This is a genomic window from Variovorax gossypii, assembly GCF_003965815.1.
Taxonomy (GTDB): domain Bacteria; phylum Pseudomonadota; class Gammaproteobacteria; order Burkholderiales; family Burkholderiaceae_C; genus Variovorax; species Variovorax gossypii.
In genome coordinates this window covers 166,571-189,582 of the sequence record NZ_RXOE01000009.1, presented here as the reverse complement: position 1 = coordinate 189,582, position 23,012 = coordinate 166,571, and the positions used below count along the sequence as shown (strand labels likewise).

Below are 23,012 nucleotides of genomic sequence, written 5' to 3'. Positions count from 1 at the left end.
TGGGCGCCGGGTGTCAGCGTCGGGCCATCATCAGGTGGCCGCGACGTTCTTCGAGATATCCCAGCCGAACGGTGCGACGCCTTCCTGGCCGCCTTCTTCCTTCTGCTTCGTGTACTCGACCTTGATGGCCGCGTAGTTCAGGGAGATGCTTTCAGATGGCAGGTCGCCGCCGCTGGAGACCGAGAAGCCGCTGAGGATCACGTCGGTCAGCGTCACCACCATCAGGGGCAGCAGGCCGCTCTTGTCCTCGCGCGGGAAGGTGATGACGGTGTCGCCCGCCAGCACCTCGCCGCCGGCGAGCTTCTGCAGCAGCTGGGGCGTGGCGGAGTCGGTCGTGCGGGTCACCGTGATTTCGGAGAAGCTGGGCTTGCCTGCGGTGCGTTCCTGGTTGGAGGTGCCCGCGGTCACGGCGAGGCCGGCACCGAACTGGAAGCTCTGGACTTCCATCTGGTCTTCGTGGCCCTTGATCTGGGTCTGACCTTTGACCCCTGGCATCTTGAGATAGATAGGCATGTGCGTGTTCTTTCAGGTTGTCTGTATGTCGACGTAGAAGTTGTGGGGCGTCAGGCCGCGGCGGCCGGCAGGTCGGCCACCAGGCGGATCGAGGCCGAGAGTTCCTCGAGCTGGAAGTGCGGCTTCAGGAAGGCGATGGCGCGGTACGAGCCCGGCTTGCCCGGCACTTCGGTCACGTCGACGCGGGCCTGGCTCAGCGGGTACTTGGCCTTCATTGCCTGCGGCGCGGAGGGGCTCACGAGCACGTAGTTGGCGACCCAGTTGTTCAGGTGCTTCTGCATGTCGGCCTGCGTCTGGAAGCTGCCGATCTTGTCGCGCACGATCACCTTCAGGTAGTGGGCGAAGCGCGACGCGGCCAGGATGTAGGGCAGGCGGGCCGACACGGCGGCGTTGGCGTTGGCCGCGTCCTTGTCGTACACCTTGGGCTTGTTCACGGTCTGGCCGCCGAAGAAGGTGGCGGTGTTCGAGCCCTTGGAATTGACGATGGCGATGAAGCCCAGGTCGCTCAGCTCCTTCTCGCGGCGGTCGGTGATGGTCACTTCCGTCGGCGGCTTCAGGGCGATGTCGCCTTCGTCCGTCTTGTAGGCGTGGGCCACCATGCCGTCGACCTTGCCGCCGCCTTCCACGCCGCGGATGGCGGTGGTCCAGCCGTACAGCGAGTGCGCCTGCGTGATGCGAAGGCCCAGCTGGTAGGCCGCGTTGGCCCACAGGTACTTGCCGTGGTCGGTGCCGTCCACGTCTTCCTCGTAGTTGAAGTTCTCCACGGGAATGGTCTTGGCGCCGTAGGGCAGGCGGGCCGCGTAGCTGGGCAGCACCAGCGACACGTAGCGCGAGTCTTCCGATTCGCGGAAGCCGCGCCACGAGGCGAGCTCGGCGCTCTCGAAGGTCTTGGACAGGTCGCGCGGAATGCCCAGCTCGGTGAACGACTTGAAGTCGAACAGGGCGGGAGCGGCCGCGGCGATGAAGGGCGCGTGCGCGGCGGCGGCCACGCGGGAGATGCGCTCCAGCAGGGCGATGTCCTGCGGGTGGCGGCCGAAGTAGTAGTCGCCGATCAGCAGCGAATAGGGGTGGCCGCCGTAGGTGCCGTATTCCTCTTCGTAGATCTTCTTGAAGAGCACGCTGGTGTCGTGGTCGACGGCGGTCTCCAGGTCCTTCAGCAGGTCCTTCTTGCTCACGTTGAGCAGGCGCAGCTTGAGGTTGCTGCCGGTCTCGGTGCCGAACACCAGGTCGTGCAGGCCGCGCCACGAGGCTTCGAGGGCCTGGAACTCGGCGGCGTGCAGGATCGCGTTGAGCTGGTCGGTCAGCAGGCGGTCGATTTCGGCGACGCGCTCGTTGATCAGCGTGACCACGCCCTTGTCGGGGCTGGTCTTCATGCCTTCGTCGAGGATCTGCGAAGCCAGCTGGCCGATCAGCTTCTTCGCGTAGGCGCCCTGCGAGGGCTCCGTCGTCATGTTGCCTTCGTAGACGATCTTGTCGAGCAGGCTCAGGTCACTGGTCGTGACGGTGGTTGCTGCGCTGCCGGCTTCGGCTGCCTTGGATTTGTTGGCCATCTCTATCACCATTCATGAAGTGCCGGGTCGCGCGCAGGCGCGGCGCCGGCGTGGTTGATCACGCTGCCGGTGCTTCGGCTTCGGGGGACGATTGGGTCTGCGCGGCTTCGGGCGCTGCCGCGGCGGCTTGCGTCGAAGCGGCGCCGGCTTCGGCCCTGGCCTGGCTCTGGACCGCCTTCAGGTCTTCGCTGTTCTGGACCACGCGCTCGAGCAGGCCGTCGAGTTCGTCATTGCCGTCGAGCTTGGCGAGCAGGTCGCGCAGCTGCTGGCGTGCCTCGAGCAGCTTGGCCAGGCGGGGCACCTGGCTCACGATGGCTTCGGGATGGAAGTCGGCGAACTCCTTGAAGTTCAGCTCGATCTTCAGGTTGCCGTCGCCCTTCATGGTGTCGGGCACGGAGAGGTCGAGGCGCGGCGAGATGTTGCCGAGCACGCCGTCGAAGTTGTCGCGGTCGATCTCGACGAAGCGGCGCTCCTTGAGCTTCGGCAGCGGCTGCTCGGGCTGGCCGGACAGGTCGGCCAGCAGGCCCACCACCAGCGGCAGCTCCTTCTTCTCGACTGCGTCGCCGATCTCGACGTCGTAGGTGATCTGGACGCGCGGCGGACGATTGCGTCCAACCCATTTTTGCAGGCTATTCGACATTTTTCGCTCTCAGAAAAGGTTGATGTGACAAGAACACTCGTTGCGGTTTTCGACGCCCGTCGCCTGGTCGGGCGGCGCGCGGTCCGTTGCCGTTGCAGTCCCGGCAATGCATCAAAGACGGCACGAAAGATACAAATCGAGATATCTGCTAACAATCCCCAGAATTGGGTAGGTACCCCATGTCACGGGTAGGAGCCGATGAAAAAGCAAGAGATTGCGTACCCAAAAACTCCTCTTTTGAGGGTTTCGTCACGTAATTGACATGCAAATGGCCGGCGTGCTACCGAATCGGCGCGCGAGCAGGCGCATCCGGCCGCGCGGATGGCATGAGAGGAGGGGCGTGGAATGTTCGCGGGCCGGTCAGTGCACGCGAAAAAAGAGGGCTATTTGTAACAGCCGGAATGGAGGCGCCGCAGCCATGGCGGCGGCATGAAAGAGGGGGCTTGCGCGGAGGAAAACGCCGCGGCGCTTTCCGCGTTTGCCTAGAGTTCGATGAATGCCGAGGTGGCCTTGTTGAGCGCCAGTCTGCCCTTGGCCGTGATCGATTCGACCTGGGCGAGCTGCTGAATCGCGCGCACGTCGGGGGCGCGATCCGAAGGCGGGATGAAGGCCGTCACCAACTCCGCCGCACGCAGCACGCGGACCCTGTCGATGTCCGCCGGCGTGTGGATGACATATGGCAATTTCTGCTCGGCGATAGCCCGAAGAAATTCCATGGACATGAGCCGTCTCCTTTTGGTTGAGGGCGTTGCGGACATTGTGCGCACAAACAATTAGCGTTGTCTAAACCCTGCGCTGCGCGTGCCTTTCTTCGCGTGTACCGAAGTGTTCCTTTCGCGCCGTGGAGGCGACGAAGGTGCCAGTTTGTTTCCGGCAACCTGCCCGTGGGCTGACCAGTTTTTCGCGTCGTCGCGCCGCTAGCTGACGGCCTGGACGGGCCACGCGGTGGTGTCGGGCATCACGACATGCCACCGGACCGGATCGATGTCTTCGAAGGTCGCGCGATAGCGATCGGAGGTGCGGCTCTCGCCGGTCACGTCGCGTATCACGATGCTGTCGATGCGCTGCGGATGCGAGCGAAACGTTTGCGCGTAGATCTCGGGATCGGCCTCGCCCGAATCGCCCACCAGCACGAAGCGCCGCTGCGGAAATTCGGCGAGCAGCCGCTCGATCACGCCGAGCTTGTGTCCGCGCGAATCGTCTTCGCCGGGAATCAGCGTGCGCCAGGTCGTGCTCTCGCGCAGGTGCATGCTGCCCGCGGGAAAGTCCGCGGCGCGGATGAAATCCGAGAGCGCGGGGTAGAGCTGTATGGGGCTCGCCGAGAGATAGTGAAAGCGCGTGTCGGGTGTCTTCGCGAGTTCGCGGTACCAGCCCGCCATGCGCGGTGCCGCCTCGAAGCGGCGCGCGAAGGTGTTGAGCAGCATCTCGCGCCGGTCGCGCACCTGCGTGCGCTTGATGGTGTCGTCGATGTCCGAGATGACCGACACGCCCTGCGCGGGCACGACGAGCGCCTGGCCCCTGAAGCGGTGCAGCAGCTCGCCCGGGCCCGTCACGCCATGGAACTGCACCCACTCGCGCGGCGAGGGCGAGGTGGGCAGCAACGGTGCGCGCGGCACGTCGATCACGATGCGGAGGTTGGTGCGGCCGTCCTTGCCCGAGGCGGGCATCGTTACGCGATCGGAACTGTTGTCGAAGGCGACGTCGATCACCTTGTCTTCTTCCGATTCCGCATGGAACAGCGCCGTGCGCTGGCTGAAGCGCAGGCGCGCGGTGGGAGAGAGCTTCTTCAGGCTCAGGCCGAGATAGCGCGCGAGGGCTGTGTCGAGGCCCCAGCGGCGTTCGCGCTCGAAGATCCAGGCGTGGATGTCGACTTCTAGCCGGCCGTCGATCGTTGGGCGCGCGACGCCCGTCATGAAGAGTGCCTCTTCGTCGGGCTCCAGAGGCTCCGCGGCCTGCAGCGCCCGCATCGGCGCGAGTCCCGCGAGCAGTGCCGCGCCCGCCACCACCGAACGGCGCCGCGGGCCGGGCAGGGTCGGCCGGTGCGCAGCGGGGCCGTTCATCGCTTCACTTCGTCGCGGGGGCGACGCGCTCGTAGGTCACGAAGCTGAAGCCCAGGCCTTCCTTGGCCGAGACATGCGATTCGCGCTGCGTCTCGCGCCAGGAGGCGGCATCGAGTTCCGGTGCGTAGGCATCGCCTTCGTAGTCGCGCGCGACCTCGGTCACCACCGCGCGCTGCGCGAGCGGCTCGGCCTCGGCGTAGATCTGCGCGCCGCCGATCACCCAGGCGGTGTCGACCTCCGGCGATTCGCACAGCGACAGCGCCTCCTGCAGGCTGCCCGCGCGATGCGCGCCCTCGGCCTGCCAGCCGGCCTGCCGCGTGACGACGATGTTGCGCCGGCCCGGCAGCGGGCGGAAGCGCGGCGGCAGCGAGTCCCAGGTCTTGCGGCCCATGATCACCGGCGCACCCGCGGTCTGCTGCTTGAAGTGCGCCATGTCCTCCGGGATGTGCCAGGGAATGGTGTTGTTCACGCCGATCACGCCGTTGGCGGCGCGGGCGAAGATGAGGTTGATGCGGGGTTTGCTCATTCCACTCGCGCCGCTCACACCGCCACCGGCGCCTTGATGGCTTCGTGGTGCCGGTAGTCGAGCACCTCGAAGTCCTCGTACTGGTAGTCGAAGATGGACGCCGGCTTGCGCTTGATGTTCAGCGTGGGGTAGGGGTAGGGCGTGCGGCTGAGCTGCAGCGCCACCTGCTCTGCGTGATTGCTGTAGATGTGGCAGTCGCCGCCGGTCCAGATGAAGTCGCCCACGTCGAGGTCGCACTGCTGCGCGATCATGTGCGTGAGCAGCGCGTAGCTCGCGATGTTGAAGGGCACGCCAAGGAAGATGTCTGCGCTGCGCTGGTAGAGCTGGCAGCTGAGCTTGCCGCGTTCGCCCTCGGCCTGGGGCGGCGCCACGTAGAACTGGAAGAAGGCGTGGCAGGGCATGAGCGCCATCTTCGAGAGTTCGGCCACGTTCCACGCGCTCACGATGATGCGGCGCGAATCGGGGTTGGTCTTCAGCGTCTTGATGACTTCGGCGATCTGGTCGATGTGGCCGCCCTCAGGCGTGGGCCAGCTGCGCCATTGCACGCCGTACACCGGGCCCAGGTCGCCGTCCTCGCGCGCCCATTCGTCCCAGATGGTGACGCCGCGCTCCTTGAGCCAGTTGTTGTTGCTCGATCCGGTGAGGAACCACAGCAGTTCCTGGATGATGGACTTCAGGTGCACCTTCTTCGTGGTGACCAGCGGGAAGCCCTCGTTCAGGTCGAAGCGCATCTGGTGGCCGAACACGCTCTTGGTGCCCGTGCCCGTGCGGTCGCTCTTGAAGACGCCATGGGTGTCGACATGGCGCATGAAATCTTCGTACTGGGAGCGGACGGGGCGGGCGGGCGTGGAGGTCATGGGGGAGGGGCTTCCGGGGGGATCTGGCGGGAGGCTTCGAATTTTAAGTGCCCGGGCGTAGCATCGCCCGGATGAGCCCGAACCACCCCCACGACGACCACCAGCATCACGATCACGACCACGGCCACGAACACAGCGAACTCGGCGAGATGGACCTGCGCGTTCGCGCGCTCGAGAGCGTGCTCGCGCAGAAGGGCTACATCGACCCCGCCGCGCTCGACGCGCTGATCGACACCTACCAGACCCGCGTCGGCCCGCGCAACGGTGCGCGGGTGGTGGCGAGGGCCTGGGTCGATCCGGCCTTCAGGCAGTGGCTGCTGGCCGACGCCACCGCGGCGATCGCCTCGCTCGGCTACACGGGCAGGCAGGGCGAGCACATGGTGGCGGTGGAGAACACCGACGAGCTGCATCACATGGTGGTCTGCACGCTGTGCAGCTGCTACCCGTGGCCGGTGCTGGGCCTGCCGCCCACCTGGTACAAGAGCGCGCCGTACCGCTCGCGCGTGGTGAAGGATCCGCGCGGCGTGCTCGCCGACTTCGGCACCGCGCTGCCCGAGAGCACGCGCATCCGCGTGTGGGATTCGACCGCCGAGGTGCGCTACCTCGTCATTCCGCAGCGACCCGCCGGCACCGAAGGCCTGGGCGAAGAAGAGCTTGCCGCGCTGGTCTCGCGCGATTCGATGATCGGCACTCGGCTGGTCGGCGCGCCTGTCGAAGCGGGGAGCGCCGCATGAGCTACGTGACGAATGCCGACCTCGGCGGACAGCCGGGCTTCGGCAAGGTGGTGCCCGAAGCCGAAGGCGATCTCTTCCACGCCGACTGGGAGCCGCGCGCGCTGGCGCTGGTGCTGGCCATGGGCGCGACGGGCTCGTGGAACATCGACGCGAGCCGTGCCGTGCGTGAGACGCTGCCGGACTATCGCGAACTGAGCTACTACCAGATATGGCTCGCCGCGCTGGAGCAGTTGATGCTGCAGCGCGGACAGGTCTTTCCGGACGAGATCGAGAGCGGGGAGATGCGCCACGCGGCCGCGCCCGTGGCCCGCGTACTGCAGGCGGCCAATGTGCCCGCCGTCCTCGCCAAGGGCTCGCCCACCGAACGACCGGCGCCGGCCCCGGCACGCTTCGCGCCGGGCCAGCCGGTGCGCATGCACCTGGGCAAGGTCGACCACCACACGCGGCTGCCGGGCTATGTGCAGGGCAAGCGCGGCACCATCGTCCACGTGCATGGCGCGCACGTGTTCGCCGACACGAACGCGCAGGGGCTCGGCGAGCAGCCGCAGTGGCTCTACACGGTGGAGTTCGACGAAGCCGAACTGTGGGGCGACGATGCGCCGCGCCAGAACCTCTCGGTGTCGGTCGATGCGTGGGAAAGCTATCTGGAGGCGGTGGCATGAGCGGCATGCCTCTTTCGCCCGGCATGCCTCGCGACGCCGACGGTCCCGTCTTCAACGCCCCCTGGGAAGCGCAGGCCTTCGCGATGACGCTGGCGCTGCACGAGCGCGGCCTCTTTACCTGGCCGGAATGGGCCGAGGCGCTGGCCGTGCAGATCGCAACTGCGCAGGCAGCGGGCGATCCCGACAACGGCACCACCTACTACCGCCATTGGCTCGCGGCGCTCGAGGGCCTTGTGGCCCGCAAGGGCGCCAGCTCAGGCGACGAGCTCGCCCGCTATCGCCACGCCTGGGAGCACGCGGCCGGTCGCACGCCGCACGGCCAGCCGATCGAGCTGCGCGGGGAAGACTTTCCCGGCTGAGGTGCCTGCGCCGTATGTAGAGTGCGGGCGGCAGCGCCCGCGCCGCGAGCTTGATCCGTTCGCGAGGCGGGTGGTAGCCTGCCGCGCCTCTCCCGGCTTTCCATCAACAGAACGGACAACATGACGACTCACTCGCGCCATCTTTCCCCGGCTCCCTTCCCGATTCCTTCGGCCGTGAAATCCGCGGCACCCGCCCGCCGCCGCATGCTCGCCGTCGCCCAGTGCGCCGCGCTCGCATGCGCGTTCCTCGCCGGCAGCGCGATGGCCCAGAAGCCGCACCAGGGCGTGCTCGATGCGGCCACGCAGAGCAAGGACGGCGCGCTGAAGATGCTGGAGACGATGGTCAACATCGATTCGGGATCGGCCGACACCGCGGGCCTGGCCAAGGTGCGCGAGCTGGCGGTGGAAGAACTGCGCAAGCTCGGCGCGCGCATCGAGACCTTTCCGGCCGATCCGCATCCCGGCACCAACGTGGTGGCCACGCTGACGGGCCAGGGCAAGAAGAAGATCCTGATCCTCGCGCACATGGACACCGTCTTCAAGGAAGGCACGGCGGCGGCCAAGCCCTTCTACATCAAGGACGGCCGAGCCTACGGCCCCGGCGTGATGGACGACAAGGGCGGCGTGGTGGCCGGCCTCTACGCGCTGAAGATCCTGCAGCAGATCGGCTTCAAGGACTATGGACAGATCACCTTCCTGCTCGACACCAACGAAGAGACCGGCTCCGTTGGCACCAGCGCGCTCATCGAGCGCGTGGCCAAGCAGCACGACGTGGCGCTGAACCTGGAGCCGGGCCGCCCGGCCGACGGCCTCGTGGTCGAGCGCAAGGGCTCGGCCACCGCGCTCGTCGAGGTGAAGGGGCTTGCCGCCCACGCGGGCGTGGCGCCCGAGGCGGGCCGCAACGCGGCGATGGAAGTGGCGCACCAGGTGCTGCAGCTGTCGAAGACTGCCGACACGGCGAAGAAGACCACCGTCAACTTCACGGTGCTCACGGCCAACGGCCCGACCAACGTGATCCCCGCGACGGCCAGCGCCAAGGGCGACGTGCGCGCCGCCACGCCCGAGGAACTCGACCGCGTGGAGAAGGACCTGGTCCGCATCTCGCAGAACAAGCTCATTCCGGAGACCGAGGTGCGCGTGCGCCTGATCCGCGGCCTGCCGCCGATGCCGCGCTCGCCCGCGTCCGACAAGCTGGTGACCATGGCCGAAGGCATCTACGCCGAGATCGGCAAGAAGCTCACCATCGAGAGCAGCGGCGGCGCGGCCGACGCGAGCCTTGTGGCGGGCGTTGGCGTGCCGGTGCTCGACGGCTTCGGCATCGTGGGTGGCGGCATCCACACGCCGGAGGAATACGCGGAAGTCGAGAGCGTGGTGCCGCGGCTCTACCTGCTCTCGCGCATGCTGATGGACCTGTCCGGCAGCAGCAACTGAGGCTGCTCAGCCGCGCTTCGGAATGCCCAGCCCCGCCACGACGGCGGGGCGCGCCACGAAGGCCTCGAGCGCGCGCGCGACGTTCGGGAAGTCCTTGAAGCCGACCAGATCGCCCGCCTCGTAGAAGCCGATCAGGTTGCGCACCCAGGGGAAGGTGGCGATGTCGGCGATGGTGTAGCTGTCGCCCATGATCCATGCGCGGCCGGCGAGCCGCTTGTCGAGCACGCCCAGCAGGCGCTTCGACTCGTTCACGTAGCGGTCGCGCGGGCGCTTGTCTTCATAGTCCTTGCCGGCGAACTTGTTGAAGAAGCCGAGCTGGCCGAACATCGGTCCGATGCCGCCCATCTGGAACATCACCCACTGCAGGGTCTCGTAGCGGCCGGCGGCGTCCTGCGGGATGAGCTTGCCGGTCTTCTCGGCCAGGTACACGAGGATCGCACCCGACTCGAAGAGTGCCAGCGGCTTGCCGCCGGGGCCGTCGGGGTCGAGGATGGCCGGGATCTTGTTGTTCGGATTGAGCGACAGGAATTCCGGCGACATCTGGTCGTTGGTCTCGAAGCTCACGAGATGCGGCTCGTAGGGCAGGCCGGTTTCCTCCAGCATGATCGACACCTTCACGCCGTTGGGCGTGGGCAGCGAGTACAGCTGCAGCCGGTCGGGGTGCTGTGCGGGCCACTTCTTCGTGATGGGGAAGCTCGAGAGGTCGGTCATGAAAGGGTCCTTGAGAGGCAAACTGCAAGCGCAGGATTCTGCCCGGGCCGTCACCCGGGCGTGCGCGTGCGGTCTTGCCCTCGGTCAGATCCCGAGCCAGTTCATCAGCGAGGCTTCGACATCGGCCGAGGGCTTGACGAAGCCCACGTAGCTCGATGCCGCCAGCGCGCGCTTGCCGGCGTCGGTCTGCGCCAGGCCCAGCAGCGCGTCGCGCGCCGCGCTCACCGTGGCCGCGTCGAGCTTGCTGGACGCGAGCCATTGCTTGATCGGCACCGCGCGCGATTCCGCGCAGATCTTGCCGCCGCCGTCCTTCCAGGTCTTGACCACGCTCGAGGCGGCGGTCGCGCCGTAGGCCGCGAAGCCGTTCTGCACGTAGAAGGGCACCGCCTCCTGGAAGCGCGTGTTCGTCACCTTCACGGCCGTCGCGCCCTGCAGGCCCTGCTCGCGCAGCATGGCGCGCGTGATGACGGAGGTGATGGAGTCGGCGTCGGGCATCACCAGCTGCTTGCCGGCCACGCTCTTCCAGTCGGAAATCGGCTGCTGCTCCTTGCACAGGAACGACACCTTGTAGTCGGTGTAGCCGGTGGTCCAGGCGAAGGCCTTGTACTGCCCACTCTTGATGGCGCCGAGCGCCACGTGCGAGGGATGCACGAAGGCGAGGTCGACCTGCTGCTGCTTCAGCGCCTCGCGCGCGCCGTTGTACGAGTTGAGCACCTTGACCGTCACCGGCTGCTTGAGCGCCTTGGAGAGCACCTCGGCGATGGGCTCGAAGCGGGCGGTGATCTGCGCGTCGGACACGTCGTAGCTCACGCCTTCGCTGACGCCGATCACGAAGGCGTGCGCCGAGGCGCTCGCCGCGAGAAGCGCGCCCGCGGCGACGCGGACGGTGGTGCGAAGCGAAGGATGAAGGGGCAGGCGTTGCATGGCGGGGCTTTCTTCGGAGGAGGGTGGTTGTGAATTTTGTAACTAAATTATTACATTGATCCAGTCTGGTGCACCAGTCCCGTGCGATCGATGGCGCGTCGATGGCGGCCGATAGTAGGTTCGTGCTACGGACTGCGCATTGACGCGGGTCAACGGGCCAGCCTCGGGCGGCAGCACGCCCCGCCACCTGTCGGGGACGGAATACGAGGCGCACCAGCTTTGTCCGACGCGACCGGAGTCCGGGGACACGCAGGCTCCTGCCGTCCTCAACCGGAGGAAAAAGAGATGAGACCTTGGCCATGGGCAGCACCGAGGACGAAGTGCCGAAGGTGAGCTGCGTGACGGTCAGTGGGAGCTGCCCGCGCCGGGAACGGTCGCCGCGTCGACCGCGGTGCCGGTCAGGCCCGATGGCTGCGTGGCGTGGGTGGGCGACGGCGCATCGGATGGTCTCCATCAGGCGATGAACAACAAGTGGTTCGGCGCCTGAGCGGAAGCACGGTCACCAGGGCTTCCACCAGGGCCGCTTTCCCTGCCGGTGCTCAAGCGACCGCAAGTCGAGCGTGTCGTAGCCGGGATGGTGGACGCCGGCGCGCCGGCGCAGTTCGGCCTCCAGCTGATGGGCGATGCCGCGGGCGTGCAGTTCGCCTTGCAACGCCCGCCGACGCCACTCCGTGGCCTGCGCACCCAGTTCTTCATCGGGCAGCGTCTCTGTCTCGATCATGGTTCGGATGGTGATGAGGGTCTGGGGCTTCACTGAAAACAACGCGCCCCGTGCAGTCCCGAGCCTACGGGTTTGCCGCATGTCTTCATCGCCAGAACATGGGATGCGCGGAGTCCCCAATGTGGGGCTCCGCTCCCTGAATCGGGGGCTGGTTCGCGAATTGCGCACCACGTTTGTCCTTCTCCTGCGGTGCACGAGTCTTGTATACCACTGGCACGGTTCGTGCGGCTCGTGGCCTGCGCGGCCGGCCCCGGCCGAGCGCTCGACATCAAACCCACAACCACTCGTCATCGTTCAGGCATCATGAAACTCGGCAGACTGCAATTCGTTCTGGGGCTGGCTCTCGGCGCCCTCATGGCAACCGGTGCGGTCCATGCGCAAAGCGCGCTGGACACCATCCTGAAGAACCGGAAGATCGCCATCGCGGTTCCCCCCGATTTCCCGCCCTACGGCTCGATGGACCGCGACTTCAAGATGCACGGCCTGGACATCGACATGGCCAACTACATCGGCAGCAAGCTCGGCGTGGAGGTCGACCTGATTCCCGTGACCAGCGCCAACCGCATCCCGACCCTGCAGAAGAGAAAGGCCGCGCTGGTGATCGCCACCCTGGGCAAGAACCCTGACCGCGAGAAGCAGATCGACTTCACCGCCGCGTACTCGCCGTTCTACCAGGCCATCTTCGGCGCGAAGAGCCTGAACATCAGGAGCTTCGCGGACCTGTCGGGCAAGTCGATCGCGGTCACGCGCGGCTCGGTCGAGGACCAGGAGCTCAACAAGGTCGCGCCCCCGGGAGTCGACGTCAGGCGCTTCGACGACAACACCCGCACCGTCGCGGCGTTCGTTTCCGGGCAGGCGCAGCTGATCGCCACGGGCGCGTCGGTCGCGAACACCATCATGGTCAGCAACCCCGCGCTGGGCACCACGTACAAGCTGCTGCTCAAGGAAAGCCCGAACTACATCGGCGTGACCAAGGGCGAAGACGCGTTGAGGCAGAGGGTCAACGCCATCATCGACGAGGCGAAGAAGAGCGGCGAGCTCGACCGGCTGTCCATGAAGTGGCTGGAGCGCCCGGCCGGAGAGCTGCCGCAGTAGGCCCCTGAAACCGGGCGGGCGCAGATGCTCAGTGCCCGGCCGCCTCGACGATCACCCTGGTGACCGCCTCGGGCTGGGAGGTCATCACGACGTGCGATGCGCCCTTGACCACCACCGTCTTCTGAGCATTCGCGCGCTGCGCCATGAAGGCCATGGCTTGCGGCGGGATGTTCTTGTCGCGATCGCCGTACACGAACCATGACGGCACCGACTTCCATGCCGGAGCCTGCGTCGCCTCGTTCAGCGCCGCCTCGGCGATGGGCCGCTGCCCCACGGCCATCAGGCGCGCCTTGGCTAGCGGAACGTCGGCCGCGAACTGCGCGGGAAACTTGTCCTGCTGGATGTACAGGTCCTTGCCGCCATCGGCGAGAGGCACCGCCGGCGCCAGCGCGGGGCCGAGCGTGCTGCCGGGGAACTTGCCCGTGAGGCCGAGCGCCGTTTCGCCGGCCTCTGGCGCGAAAGCTGCAACGTAGACCAGCGCCTTCACGTTCGGCTTGCCGTTCGCGGCTGTAGAGATGACCGAGCCGCCGTACGAGTGCCCGACGAGCACCACGGGCCCCTTCACCGCATCGACAACGCCGGCGACGTACGCCGCATCGAACGAAGGTCCGCGCAGCGGGTTCGCGGCGGAGATCACGGAATAGTGCCGTGCCTGCAGGCGCTGCACCACGCCGTCCCAGCTCGACGAATCGGCGAAGGCGCCATGCACGAGCACGATCGTGGGCTTGGCGGACGAGGCGGGATCCGCCGGCTGCGCGAACGAGTGCAGGGGCGCCATCGCGGCCAGGCCGAGCGCATGGGCCATCAGGGTCGCGGCGAGGCGGCGAGAGAACTTCTTCATGACGATTCTTCCTTGGTTGGACTTGTGGAAACAGGATCGACCCGGGTCGACGGCGCTGAATCTATGGGCGATGCGAAGCAAGTCCGGCCCGGTCTGTATGCCTGTGTGTCCGAGGGGCGTGCGGTGACATTACTTTTCAAGCGGACCGGCCGAAACCGCCGCGGCGCATGCCCGCGCCTAACAACGCCTAACACCAGCCAACGACCGCAGCGCCAATCTCGCGATCGGCGGAGTTCCAATGGCATCCGTACCCGAGTGCACCCCGTATGCGCCCGAGTGCGCCCGAAGACGGGGAGAAACAAGAACAACGGCGGGCTCCGCTCGCGCCCACGCATTTCGCGGCCCGGCCGGCCGCAGAGGCCCACATCCATGCCCATGCAACATCAGGAACCCCCCGGACAAGAAGACGCAGAAGCAGTCCTGCCGGATGCTCCCGTTGTCGCGCAGCACGGGACCTCGTCGGTGCGATACCGGGACTTTCGCGAGCTGGGCGCAGGCACGCCGCGCCTGGAGCGCGCACGGGCGCACGGCGTGGCCTCCTCGCTCGTGGCCGGGCGCGGCCAGACCACGCCGGCCACCGCCGCGCTGCTTCAGCGGGAGTACTCGTTGCGCCACGTGCTTCGCGACGAATGGGCCGCGGTGCCGGTCGCGCTGGTGCCCCATGGAGAGAGCTTCCTGCTGATCCTGAAGGACCCCGGCGGCGAGCCGCTTCCCCGCAGTGGCGCACCGTGTGCCGATGCGGGCGCCTTCGTCGCGTTCGCGCTGCGCCTCACCGCCGCCGTGGGCGCGATGCACGCGGCCGGCGTGCTGCATCGCGCGCTCACGCCCGACCGCATGCTGCTCTGCGAAGACGGCAGGGCCTGTCTCACCGGCTTCGGCCAGGCAGCCACCTTCGGCGGCGAGGACAAGGTCGCGGGCGACGACCAGCTTTCCTGGGACGAGGACAGCTTCAACTACATGGCGCCGGAGCTGGGCGCGCGCATGAACCTGCGCGTGGATGCGCGGGCCGACCTCTACGCGCTCGGCTGCATCTTCTACGAGTCGATGACCGGCAGGCTTCCTTTCGAGGGCGCCGACGCCGCCGCGCGCGTGCACGCGCATGCGACCCGCGTCGCCCGTGCGCCCGCCGAGCTGGTGCCGGGGCTGCCGGAGCAACTCTCGCTGCTGGTCATGAAGCTGCTCGAGAAGACGCCGGAGCACCGGTACGCGGACGCTGCCGGCGTGCTGGCGGACCTGCGGCGCTGCGAGACCCTGCTGCGCCAGCACGGGCGCATTCCCCGTTTTGCGCTCGATGCCCATTCGGCCCTGCGCAAGCCCGGCGGCACGGGCCTCGTGCTGGGACGCGACGCCGAACTGCAGGCACTGCTCGCGCTCTACCGCGAGGTCGCGGACAGCGCCCGTTCGCGCGCGGCCTGGGTCTCGGGCCCGTCGGGCATCGGCAAGTCGACGCTCCTGCGCGAGGCGGTGGCCCGCATGCAGCGCCCGGGCGTGCCGCTGCTGGCCGCGGCCAAGAGCGAGCAAGGGCGCCGCGGCAAGCCGTATGCGCTGCTGGTGGAGGCGCTCGATCCGCTGCTGCAGCACGTGATCGGCTGCGCGAACGAAGAGTTCGCGGTCTGGCGCAATCGCATCGCCGCCGCCGCGAAGCCGGTGGAGCGGACCCTGACGGGCCTGCTGCCTGCGCTCGGCGTCATCCTCGGTGCGCCTTCCGGGCAGCCCGTGCCCGCGCCTCCCGACGCGGCCCCCGCGCTCGAGCGCGAGCGCGTACTGCAGGGCATGGCGCGGCTGATCGCATGCTTCGCCGCGCCCACGCGTCCGCTCGTGATGCTGCTCGACGACCTGCAATGGGCCGACGTCGAGACCCTGCAGGTGCTCGAGCGCCTGCTGTACCAGCACGACGATGCCGCGCTGCTGCTCATAGGAACCTTCCGCGACAACGAGGTGGATGCGGCTCATCCGCTGCGCGCGGGCCGGCTCGCGGAGATGCCGCAAGCCGTGCGCATCGAGCTCGGTCCATTGGACGAAGGCGCCTTGCGCGAAATGATCGCGCTCACGCTGCAGCAGGACGCGAGCGTCGTCGGCGAACTGGCCGACCTCATCGGCCGGAAGACCGAGCGGAATCCGCTTTTCGCCCGGCACCTGCTCCATCTGCTGGCCGACGACGGCCTGCTTGCCTACGACGCGGAGACCGCCTCGTGGCGCTGGAGCCTCGAACAGCTCGCGTCCCACCCCGGCGCCGACACCGTCGGCGACCTGATGGCGCGCCGCTTCGAACAACTGCCCGCGGCGACGCAGGCGGTTCTGCGCGTGATGGCGTGCCTAGGCCACCGGACTTCAGGCCAGGAGCTCGCGCTGGCGATGGACGTTCAGCCCGGAACCGATGCGGACAGGCGCCTGCAGGCCGCACTCGACAGTGCGCGCGAGGCAGGCAGCATCCAGCGCGACGGCGAGGACTGGGGCTTCTGGCACGACCGCATCCGCGAAGCCGCCTACGCCTCGATCCCGCCCGGGGAGCGGCCGCGCATGCACCTGCAGATCGTGCGCCGCCAGCTCCGGCATGCGTCCGACTCCGCGCGGGTGTTCTCGCTCGCCGCACAGGCCGGGCTTGCACGTCCGGCTGTCGAGGCACCGCAGGAGCGACGCGACTTCGCGCGGCTCAACCTGGAGGCCGGCCGGCAGGCGAAGGCCGCGACCGCCCATCATTCGGCGCTCGGCTTCTTCCGCGCCGCGCTCGCCTTCCTGGGCGAAGCCGACACAAGCGAAGACGGCCTGCACGCGCGCGCACTCTGCGGCGAGGCCGAGTTCATGACCGGGGCACTGGAGGCCGCGGAGGGTCGCCTGTCGGCACTGGAGGAGGTTGCGGGGGACGGCATCTTCGGGGCCGATCTCGCGCGCCTGCGCGCGGCGCTGTACACCACGCTCGGCAACTTCGACCGGGCGCTGGACGTGGGGCTGGCCTTCCTGGGCAAGTCCGGCATCGTCATGCCGAGGCGGCCCGATGCCGCCGCGGTCGACCGCGAGCACGCGGTGCTGCAGGAATGGATCGACCGGCACGGCATCGGGGCCCTGCGCCAGCTGCCCGTCGTGGCCGACCCGCTGCGCCGGGCGATCACCGACATCTTCGCGGACCTCATTCCGCCGGCGCTGTACACCGACCAGGACCTGGTCGACCTGATCCTGCTGCGCATGATCGGCCTCAACATCGCGCAGGGCCACTCCGACGCCTCGGCGGACGGCTATGTCTGCATGACGCAGGTCTTCGGCGTGCGCTACGGCAACTACGCCGCCGCGCGGGAGTTCGGCGCGCTCGCGCTGCACCTGGTCGACGAGCGCGGGCTCGCCCAGTACCGGGGCCGGGTCTACATGACCTTCGGCACCATGGTGGTTCCGTGGACGCAGCCGGCGCGCGCGGCGCGCGACTACATCCGGCGCGCCTACGACGTGGCCGTGGCGAGCGGCGACCATACCTTCGCGATCTACTGCGGGCGCAACCAGGCCACGGGAATGCTCTTCGCCGGGGAGTACCTCGGCGACGTGCGGGACACGGTCGAGCGCGGGCTGGCGGTTGCGCGCGACGCGAATTTCCAGCTCGTGATCGAGGCGCTGCTGGCCCAGAAGCTGCTCCTGGCGCAGCTGCAGGACGGCACCGCAGGCACCACCGGCAACGGCGACGAACAGCCGAGCCCGCCGCGGGAAGACCAGCCCGCAACGCTCGTCGACTTCGCCTACTGGGTCTACAGGCTGCAGGCGGCACTCCTCGGCGGCAGGCTCGCCGAGGCGATCGAGGCACGCCACCGGGCAGAAGCCTGCGCGGCCTCAGGCCGTACCTTCGCCGAGAGCGGCGACCTGCCGTTCTACGGCGCGCTCGCCTTGCTCGCGCTCCCGGCGCGCGATGCGTCGCAGCAGGCCGCGCTGCAGCGGGACGTGAAGCAGCTCCAGGCCTGGAGCCAGGCCTGCCCGGCCAACTTCCTGGCCCGCTTCCAGCTGGTGCGCGCGGAGATGTGCCGCATCGACGGCGATCCGCTCGCGGCGGTGGAGGCCTATGCGCGGGCGGTGTCGCATGCGCGGCGCCACGGCTTCACGCAGGTCGAGGCACTGGCGGCCGAACATGCCGCGGCCTTCCATGCCGGGCGCGGCGACGACCTGTCCGCGCACGGCAACCTGCGCCACGCACGCGGCGCGTGGCAGCGCTGGGGCGCCACGGCCAAGGTGCGCCAGCTGCAGGCCTCGCACCCGGGGCTCTTCGAGATCGAGGACCCGGTCCCGAACACGCGGCGGATGCAGGGGCTCGATGCGCAGGCCGTCCTGCGCATCTCGACGGCGCTCGCCGGCGAGATCGTGCCGGTCCGCCTGGTCGAGACGCTGCTTCGCACCGCGCTCGAGAACGCCGGCGCCGAGTCCGGCACGCTGGCGCTGTTGCGGCACGAGGCGTGGCAGGTGCGTGCCCAGGCGCGGGTGCTCGACGGTGCCGTCACGCTCACGCAGGAGGGCGTCGCCTTCGATGCAGGGACGTTGCCGGTCTCCATCGTCCAGGCGGTCGCGCGCACCCAGCAGCACATCGTGGTGGACGACGCGCGCGAGAGCGCGTCGCTCGCGCAGGACGACTACATCCGCCGCCGGCGTCCGCGTTCGATCCTGTGCGTGCCGCTGATGCGCCACGCGATGCTCGTCGGCGTGCTCTACCTGGAGAACAACCTGGCCTCCCACGTGTTCACGCCCGCCAAGGCCGAGGTGCTGGAGGTGATCGCCTCGCAGGCGGCCTTCGCGCTGGAGAACGCGCGGCTGTACGAGGAGCTGATCGACCAGAACCAGCAGCGCGCGCAGGCCGAGGAGCAATTGCGCAGCACGCTCGCCGAGCTCGAGCGTGCGACCCGCCTGAAGGCGATGGGCGAGCTGGTGGCTTCCATCGTGCACGAGGTCGGCCAGCCGATCGCCGCGGTCGACACCTCGGCCAGCGCCGCGCTGCGCTGGCTCGACCGCAGCCCGCCCGACATCGGCGAGGCCCGCGAGATGCTCACTCACATCAGCAGGAGCGCACTGCGCGCCCGCACCATCATCCAGGGCCTTCGCGCCAAGGCGCGCAACGCGGAGCCGCAGTTCGGCGTCTTCGATCTCGGCGAGGCGCTGCGCGAGGCGGCGACGCTGGTCGCCGGGGCGCTCGACACCATGGGCGTCACGCTGGAGACGACGGGCCTGGGCGCGCCGCTGGCCGTGCACGGCGACCGCGTGCAGTTGCAGCAGGTGGCGGTCAACCTGCTGATGAACGGGGCCGAGTCGATGGCTTCGCTCCCACCCGGCCCGCACCCGTTGTCGATGGCCTGCGTGCACGACGACGAGCATGTGCGCATCGTGGTGGAAGACGCCGGGCCGGGCGTCGTCCTCGGGGCGGCGGAGCATCTGCTCAAGCCGCTCTTCACCACCAAGTCCAACGGCATGGGCATGGGGCTGGCCATCTGCAAGTCGATCCTCGATGCGCACGGCGGAACGCTCGAGTTGCGGCAGCGCGAACCCACGGGCATGCGCGCCGTCTTCAGCCTGCCGCGGCCGGGCCCCGGCCATCGATGAAAGGGCAGGCGACCCCGATGCCCTCACCAACGTTTCGTTTCATGCGTCCTTCCGATCCACTTCAGGCACCCCTTCGTTGCGTGTTCATCGTCGATGACGACGAGCTCGTGCGCGATGCGCTGAGCAGCCTGCTGCGCTCCATCGACCTGGCGGTGCACGCCTTTGCGACGACGGAGGAGTTCCTCGCCGCACCGCGCTCCGGCGAGCCCTCCTGCCTGGTGCTGGACGTGCGCTTGCGCGGCCAGAGCGGCCTTTCCTTCCAGCAGGCCCTGCTGGAGCGCGGTGAGCCTCACATGCCGATCGTGTTCATGACCGGCCACGGCGACATCGCCATGACCGTGAAGGCAATGAAGGCCGGGGCCGTTGATTTCCTGGCGAAGCCCTTCCGCGACCAGGACATGATCGACGCGGTGATCGCCGCGCTGGACCGCGATGCGCGCCGCCTGGAGAGCGAGCGCCTGCTGCAGGCCGCGCGTGCCTGCTGGGAATCGCTCACGCCGCGCGAGTGCGAGGTGGTGCAGCACGTGGCCGGCGGCCTGATGAACAAGCAGATCGCCGACCGCATGGGCATTGCCGAGATCACGGCCAAGATCCACCGGGGCCAGGCGATGCGCAAGATGAACGCGCGCTCGGTTGCCGAACTGGTGCGCAGGATGGAGGCGCTGGGTGTGGTGGAGAGTGCCTGCTGAGGCGGTGGCATACCTATGGATGATGGCGTCGCGCGCTGGCGCCGGTATCCTGCAATCCTGGGCAGGGGCGGGAATGTTCCTGTGCCTTCACCGGAAACCCCCGGGGTAGAGAACGGGCTTCCTCCTTGTCCCTGTCAGCAGCCATCGAACTCGTTTCCATCGTCGACGACGATCCTTTCGTTCGCGCCGCGACGAGCAGCCTCGTGCGCTCGTTCGGATGGGAGGCCCGCGCGTTCGAGTCGGCCATCGACTTCCTGGCCTCCGACGTTCCGGCGCGCACGCGCTGCCTCGTCTGCGACATCCAGATGCCGGCCATGGACGGCATCGCGCTGGTCGAACGCCTGGAGCGCGAAGGCCTGCGCCCGCCCGTCATCTTCATCAGCGCCTTCGCCAACGCCCGCACGCGGGAGCGCGTGAAGACCAGCGCCGCTCTCTGCCTGATCGAGAAGCCGATCGACGCCGCCGAGCTCGAGGCCTGGATCGGTCGCGCGCTGAGCCGGGACTGAAGCGCCAAGGAGGGGCGAGCCGGCCTCGCGCTACTCCGGCGCATGAAGGGGTAAACCTTCGTAGGGGTGCGACAAACGCTGATGCAATGGTGTGCGCTCCCCCTCGCGTGATGTCATCTCTCCCATGCCGGCCCGTGCGCCGGCAGCAGGAGAAAACCAATGACGAAGAAGTCCCGCGCATCCATCAGTTCCTTCCATCCGGCGTGCGCATCCGACGCGCGCGCCGGGGCCGTTTCAAAAACTGCACAACCCGCTCGCCGTTCCCAGGGCCTGGCGTTGGTCGCGGCGCGCGCGATCGCGGTGGCCACGCTCGGGCAGAACGTCCATGCCGCGACGCTGTCGCCGCTGAGCTGCCCGCTCGACGACAGCCTGCGATGGATCGTGTGCGTGTCGGTGCTCGTCGGCCTCATGCTGCTTGCCGTCTTCCTCTGGCTGGAGGCGATGGACCACCGTGCGGGTGCGGCGCGCCTGGCGCGTGCCATTGAGCACCGCGGCAGCGGCGCCGGCGTGCCCGAGCTCGTCGAAAGCGGCCCGCGCGCCATCGTGCGGCTGGCGCGCGCGATCAACAACCTTCGCCGCCGCCAGGCCGAGCGCGACGTGGCGCACCTGGACGTGCAGGCCGCCTATGCGCACGACCTGCGCACGCCGCTGACCCGCATGGGGCTGCGCTGCGAGATGCTGGAGGACCATGCGCTGCGCGAAGCCATGGAGCGCGACCTTGCCCAGATGCGCGAACTGGTCGAGGCCAGCGTGGCCAGCGCACGGATGCAGCGCAGCGTGGCCGAGCCGCTGCAGCGCGTCGATGCCGACGGCCTGCTCGGCAACATGATGCGCGACTATCGCGAGGCCGGCCGGGCGATCGTCCTCGACGGCCGCATCGGGCAGCCGGTGATGGCCTGTCCCCTCGCACTGCGCCGCGTGCTCGCCAACCTGATCGACAACGCGCTGCGCTACGGCCGCGACGTGCGGGTCTGCGCCCGCATCGATTCGACGAGCCTCGTGCTGGCCGTGGTCGACTCGGGGCCCGGCATCCGGCCGGCGCAGATGGAGGCGGTTTTCGCGCCATGGGTCCGGGCAGGGCAGGGCGGCTCCGAAGGCAAGGCCGGGTCGGGTCTCGGCCTCGCGATCGCCAGGCGCCTGGCCCGCTCGATGCAGGGCGACCTGCAGCTGCAGAACCGTCGCTGCGGCGGGCTCGAGGCACGGCTCACGCTGCCGCTCGTGGTCGCGTGACACGGGCGGCCGGGTGTGCTTCTCCTTGGCTCAGCGCAGCGACCTGAACGCCGCGCGCACTTCCTGGCTGAACAGCGCCGGCTGTTCCCACGCGGCGAAATGACCGCCGGTGTCGACCTCGTTCCAGTAGATCAGGTCGTGGTACGCGCGGTCGGCCCAGCTGCGCGGCGCCTGGTAGATCTCGCCGGGAAACACCGTCACGGCGGCCGGCAGCGAGATGTCGACGGCGTTGAAGTTGTTCGAATGGTCTTCCCAGTAGATCTGCGCGGCCGAGGTCGCGCTGTTGGTCAGCCAGTACAGCGAGATGTCGTCGAGCATCTCGTCGCGCGCAAGCACCCGCTCGGGCACGCCGCCCGAGTAGGTCCAGGTGGCGAACTTGTCGTAGATCCATGCGGCCTGGCCCACGGGCGAGTCGGCCAGCGCGTAGCCCAGCGTTTGCGGGCGCGTGACCATCATCGCGGAGTAGCCCGAGCTGTTCCTGTAGAAGTCGTCCAGCTTGTCGAAGGCTGCGCGCTCCTTGGCCGACAGGCCGGCGGGCGCGGGGCCGCCCGCGGCGAGGATCGAGGCGATCTCGGCGGGCACGGTGCCCGGCATGTTGACGTGGATCGCCATCAGGCCCGGCACCTTCTGCATCGCCATGCGATGCGAGATGACAGAGCCGCAGTCGCCGCCCTGCGAGACGAACTGCTTGTAGCCCAGGCGTGCCATCAGAACGCCCCACGCGCGCGCGATGTGGTTGGAGTCCCAGCCGGTGGCCTGGGGCTGGCCCGAGAAACCGAAGCCGGGCAGCGAGGGCAGCACGAGGTGGAACGCGTCCTGCGCGCGGCCGCCGTGGGCTGTGGGGTCGGTCAGCGGGCCCACGACCTTGAGCAGTTCGAAGATCGAGCCCGGCCAGCCGTGCGTCATGATCAGCGGCATTGCATCGGCGTGGCGCGAGCGGATGTGCGTGAACTGGATGTCGAGGCCGTCGATGGTGGTCACGAACTGCGGAACGGCGTTGAGCCGGGCTTCGCCCTTGCGCCAGTCGTAGTCCGTCGACCAGTGGCGCACCAGCGAGCGCAGCGTGGCGAGCCGCACGCCCTGCGAGTCGTCGGCGACGGTCTCGGCGCTCGGCCACCGGGTGGCGCCGAGCCGACGGCGCAGGTCTGCAAGCGCTTCGCGGTCTACGCTGATGCGGAACGGTCGCACCGAGGTGTCGTCGGGGCCGGAAGCGCTGGACGGCCGCAACATGGCGAAGGCACCGGAGGCCGCCGACGCCGCGCCGAAGGCGATCGACGTGGCCAGAAGGTGGCGGCGCGAGAGGGATGGATGGAGGGTGTTCATGCAGGCATTTCCGTGAAGTTGAAACGCCTCCATTGAAGACAGCGGATGTATCCCGCGTGTGTGAAGAAACGGCCGAAT

At 68.5% G+C, this 23,012-nt stretch carries 22 protein-coding genes; 10 read left to right on the top strand and 12 right to left on the bottom strand.

The window, feature by feature from the left end; genetic code table 11:
• Positions 1–30 precede the first annotated feature (30 nt).
• The 7 genes from EJP69_RS26100 to EJP69_RS26070 form a co-directional block, all read right to left on the bottom strand.
• Positions 31–513, bottom strand: coding sequence for an Hcp family type VI secretion system effector (locus tag EJP69_RS26100; RefSeq protein WP_093199281.1), 483 nt, complete (start codon positions 511–513; stop codon positions 31–33).
• 50 nt (positions 514–563) lie between these two features.
• Complete coding sequence (gene tssC, locus EJP69_RS26095) at positions 564–2,063, bottom strand: type VI secretion system contractile sheath large subunit (RefSeq protein ID WP_093199283.1); 1,500 nt, start codon at positions 2,061–2,063, stop codon at positions 564–566.
• Between the two features lie 58 nt (positions 2,064–2,121).
• Positions 2,122–2,703 carry a type VI secretion system contractile sheath small subunit gene (tssB, locus tag EJP69_RS26090; protein WP_093199286.1) on the bottom strand — a complete coding sequence of 194 codons (582 nt, stop codon included), beginning with the start codon at positions 2,701–2,703 and terminating at the stop codon, positions 2,122–2,124.
• 482 nt (positions 2,704–3,185) lie between these two features.
• Positions 3,186–3,425, bottom strand: coding sequence for a hypothetical protein (locus EJP69_RS26085; protein ID WP_093199289.1), 240 nt, complete (start codon positions 3,423–3,425; stop codon positions 3,186–3,188).
• A 195-nt stretch (positions 3,426–3,620) separates the two neighbouring features.
• Complete coding sequence (locus EJP69_RS26080) at positions 3,621–4,763, bottom strand: phosphatidate phosphatase App1 family protein (RefSeq protein WP_126473164.1); 1,143 nt, start codon at positions 4,761–4,763, stop codon at positions 3,621–3,623.
• 4 nt (positions 4,764–4,767) lie between these two features.
• Positions 4,768–5,289 carry a dihydrofolate reductase gene (locus EJP69_RS26075; protein ID WP_093199295.1) on the bottom strand — a complete coding sequence of 174 codons (522 nt, stop codon included), beginning with the start codon at positions 5,287–5,289 and terminating at the stop codon, positions 4,768–4,770.
• A 14-nt stretch (positions 5,290–5,303) separates the two neighbouring features.
• The gene (locus EJP69_RS26070) at positions 5,304–6,146 is read right to left on the bottom strand and encodes a thymidylate synthase (RefSeq protein ID WP_093301006.1); all 843 of its coding nucleotides are present in this window, start codon (positions 6,144–6,146) and stop codon (positions 5,304–5,306) included.
• A gap of 71 nt (positions 6,147–6,217) precedes the next feature.
• Between EJP69_RS26070 and nthA the strand changes: the two genes are divergently transcribed.
• From nthA to EJP69_RS26050, 4 genes are all read left to right on the top strand, one after another.
• Positions 6,218–6,880: a nitrile hydratase subunit alpha gene (nthA, locus tag EJP69_RS26065; protein ID WP_126473162.1), complete on the top strand. Its 663-nt coding sequence runs from the start codon at positions 6,218–6,220 to the stop codon at positions 6,878–6,880.
• On the top strand, positions 6,877–7,542 hold the full coding sequence (nthB, locus tag EJP69_RS26060) for a nitrile hydratase subunit beta (protein ID WP_126473161.1): 666 nt from the start codon (positions 6,877–6,879) through the stop codon (positions 7,540–7,542). The genes nthA and nthB overlap by 4 nt, the downstream gene beginning before the upstream one ends.
• Complete coding sequence (locus tag EJP69_RS26055; RefSeq protein ID WP_093301001.1) at positions 7,539–7,901, top strand: nitrile hydratase accessory protein; 363 nt, start codon at positions 7,539–7,541, stop codon at positions 7,899–7,901. Before nthB ends, EJP69_RS26055 begins: the two co-directional genes overlap by 4 nt.
• 204 nt (positions 7,902–8,105) lie before the next feature.
• A complete protein-coding gene (locus EJP69_RS26050; RefSeq protein WP_126473231.1) occupies positions 8,106–9,332 on the top strand; it encodes a glutamate carboxypeptidase in 1,227 nt (408 codons plus the stop codon).
• Between the two features lie 6 nt (positions 9,333–9,338).
• Here the strand turns inward: EJP69_RS26050 and EJP69_RS26045 are convergent, their stop codons facing one another.
• Positions 9,339–10,043: a glutathione S-transferase N-terminal domain-containing protein gene (locus EJP69_RS26045; protein WP_093300998.1), complete on the bottom strand. Its 705-nt coding sequence runs from the start codon at positions 10,041–10,043 to the stop codon at positions 9,339–9,341.
• 84 nt (positions 10,044–10,127) lie between these two features.
• Positions 10,128–10,967 (bottom strand): phosphate/phosphite/phosphonate ABC transporter substrate-binding protein, encoded by an 840-nt coding sequence (locus EJP69_RS26040; protein ID WP_093199315.1) that lies wholly within the window; start codon positions 10,965–10,967, stop codon positions 10,128–10,130.
• A 334-nt stretch (positions 10,968–11,301) separates the two neighbouring features.
• Here EJP69_RS26040 and EJP69_RS30025 point away from each other — a divergent pair, with 334 nt between their 5' ends.
• Positions 11,302–11,454, top strand: a complete 153-nt coding sequence (locus EJP69_RS30025; protein ID WP_338067662.1) for an aromatic-ring hydroxylase C-terminal domain-containing protein — start codon at positions 11,302–11,304, stop codon at positions 11,452–11,454.
• Between the two features lie 12 nt (positions 11,455–11,466).
• On the opposite strand, the gene EJP69_RS26035 is transcribed toward EJP69_RS30025, so the two are convergent.
• Positions 11,467–11,688 carry a hypothetical protein gene (locus EJP69_RS26035; protein ID WP_126473159.1) on the bottom strand — a complete coding sequence of 74 codons (222 nt, stop codon included), beginning with the start codon at positions 11,686–11,688 and terminating at the stop codon, positions 11,467–11,469.
• A gap of 303 nt (positions 11,689–11,991) precedes the next feature.
• Here EJP69_RS26035 and EJP69_RS26030 point away from each other — a divergent pair, with 303 nt between their 5' ends.
• Positions 11,992–12,783, top strand: coding sequence for a transporter substrate-binding domain-containing protein (locus tag EJP69_RS26030; RefSeq protein WP_093300995.1), 792 nt, complete (start codon positions 11,992–11,994; stop codon positions 12,781–12,783).
• A 28-nt stretch (positions 12,784–12,811) separates the two neighbouring features.
• Here the strand turns inward: EJP69_RS26030 and EJP69_RS26025 are convergent, their stop codons facing one another.
• Positions 12,812–13,624 (bottom strand): alpha/beta fold hydrolase, encoded by an 813-nt coding sequence (locus EJP69_RS26025; protein ID WP_126473156.1) that lies wholly within the window; start codon positions 13,622–13,624, stop codon positions 12,812–12,814.
• Between the two features lie 369 nt (positions 13,625–13,993).
• On the opposite strand from EJP69_RS26025, the gene EJP69_RS26020 reads away from it, so the two are divergent.
• The 4 genes from EJP69_RS26020 (at position 13,994) to EJP69_RS26005 (ending at position 21,611) form a co-directional block, all read left to right on the top strand.
• Entirely contained in the window at positions 13,994–19,186 is a 5,193-nt protein-coding gene (locus EJP69_RS26020) for a trifunctional serine/threonine-protein kinase/ATP-binding protein/sensor histidine kinase (protein WP_240652288.1), read from the top strand.
• A 41-nt stretch (positions 19,187–19,227) separates the two neighbouring features.
• On the top strand, positions 19,228–19,875 hold the full coding sequence (locus EJP69_RS26015; protein ID WP_126473154.1) for a response regulator transcription factor: 648 nt from the start codon (positions 19,228–19,230) through the stop codon (positions 19,873–19,875).
• Positions 19,876–20,000: 125 nt separating this feature from the next.
• Positions 20,001–20,381: a response regulator transcription factor gene (locus tag EJP69_RS26010; RefSeq protein ID WP_126473152.1), complete on the top strand. Its 381-nt coding sequence runs from the start codon at positions 20,001–20,003 to the stop codon at positions 20,379–20,381.
• Between the two features lie 159 nt (positions 20,382–20,540).
• Complete coding sequence (locus tag EJP69_RS26005) at positions 20,541–21,611, top strand: sensor histidine kinase (protein WP_126473150.1); 1,071 nt, start codon at positions 20,541–20,543, stop codon at positions 21,609–21,611.
• Positions 21,612–21,641: 30 nt separating this feature from the next.
• Here the strand turns inward: EJP69_RS26005 and EJP69_RS26000 are convergent, their stop codons facing one another.
• Positions 21,642–22,934 carry an epoxide hydrolase family protein gene (locus tag EJP69_RS26000; protein ID WP_126473148.1) on the bottom strand — a complete coding sequence of 431 codons (1,293 nt, stop codon included), beginning with the start codon at positions 22,932–22,934 and terminating at the stop codon, positions 21,642–21,644.
• Positions 22,935–23,012 lie beyond the last annotated feature (78 nt).

Coding starts and splice junctions, on each gene's coding strand:
- EJP69_RS26030 (WP_093300995.1), top strand. CDS start 11,992: ATGAAACTCGGCAGACTGCAATTCGTTCTGGGGCTGGCTCTCGGCGCC.
- nthB (WP_126473161.1), top strand. CDS start 6,877: ATGAGCTACGTGACGAATGCCGACCTCGGCGGACAGCCGGGCTTCGGC.
- EJP69_RS26045 (WP_093300998.1), bottom strand. CDS start 10,043: ATGACCGACCTCTCGAGCTTCCCCATCACGAAGAAGTGGCCCGCACAG.
- EJP69_RS26080 (WP_126473164.1), bottom strand. CDS start 4,763: ATGAACGGCCCCGCTGCGCACCGGCCGACCCTGCCCGGCCCGCGGCGC.
- EJP69_RS26015 (WP_126473154.1), top strand. CDS start 19,228: ATGCGTCCTTCCGATCCACTTCAGGCACCCCTTCGTTGCGTGTTCATC.
- EJP69_RS26005 (WP_126473150.1), top strand. CDS start 20,541: ATGACGAAGAAGTCCCGCGCATCCATCAGTTCCTTCCATCCGGCGTGC.
- EJP69_RS26050 (WP_126473231.1), top strand. CDS start 8,106: ATGCTCGCCGTCGCCCAGTGCGCCGCGCTCGCATGCGCGTTCCTCGCC.
- EJP69_RS26020 (WP_240652288.1), top strand. CDS start 13,994: ATGCCCATGCAACATCAGGAACCCCCCGGACAAGAAGACGCAGAAGCA.
- EJP69_RS26075 (WP_093199295.1), bottom strand. CDS start 5,289: ATGAGCAAACCCCGCATCAACCTCATCTTCGCCCGCGCCGCCAACGGC.
- EJP69_RS26085 (WP_093199289.1), bottom strand. CDS start 3,425: ATGTCCATGGAATTTCTTCGGGCTATCGCCGAGCAGAAATTGCCATAT.
- tssB (WP_093199286.1), bottom strand. CDS start 2,703: ATGTCGAATAGCCTGCAAAAATGGGTTGGACGCAATCGTCCGCCGCGC.
- EJP69_RS26055 (WP_093301001.1), top strand. CDS start 7,539: ATGAGCGGCATGCCTCTTTCGCCCGGCATGCCTCGCGACGCCGACGGT.
- EJP69_RS26000 (WP_126473148.1), bottom strand. CDS start 22,934: ATGAACACCCTCCATCCATCCCTCTCGCGCCGCCACCTTCTGGCCACG.
- EJP69_RS26040 (WP_093199315.1), bottom strand. CDS start 10,967: ATGCAACGCCTGCCCCTTCATCCTTCGCTTCGCACCACCGTCCGCGTC.
- EJP69_RS26070 (WP_093301006.1), bottom strand. CDS start 6,146: ATGACCTCCACGCCCGCCCGCCCCGTCCGCTCCCAGTACGAAGATTTC.
- EJP69_RS26100 (WP_093199281.1), bottom strand. CDS start 513: ATGCCTATCTATCTCAAGATGCCAGGGGTCAAAGGTCAGACCCAGATC.
- EJP69_RS26035 (WP_126473159.1), bottom strand. CDS start 11,688: ATGATCGAGACAGAGACGCTGCCCGATGAAGAACTGGGTGCGCAGGCC.
- tssC (WP_093199283.1), bottom strand. CDS start 2,063: ATGGCCAACAAATCCAAGGCAGCCGAAGCCGGCAGCGCAGCAACCACC.
- EJP69_RS26025 (WP_126473156.1), bottom strand. CDS start 13,624: ATGAAGAAGTTCTCTCGCCGCCTCGCCGCGACCCTGATGGCCCATGCG.
- nthA (WP_126473162.1), top strand. CDS start 6,218: ATGAGCCCGAACCACCCCCACGACGACCACCAGCATCACGATCACGAC.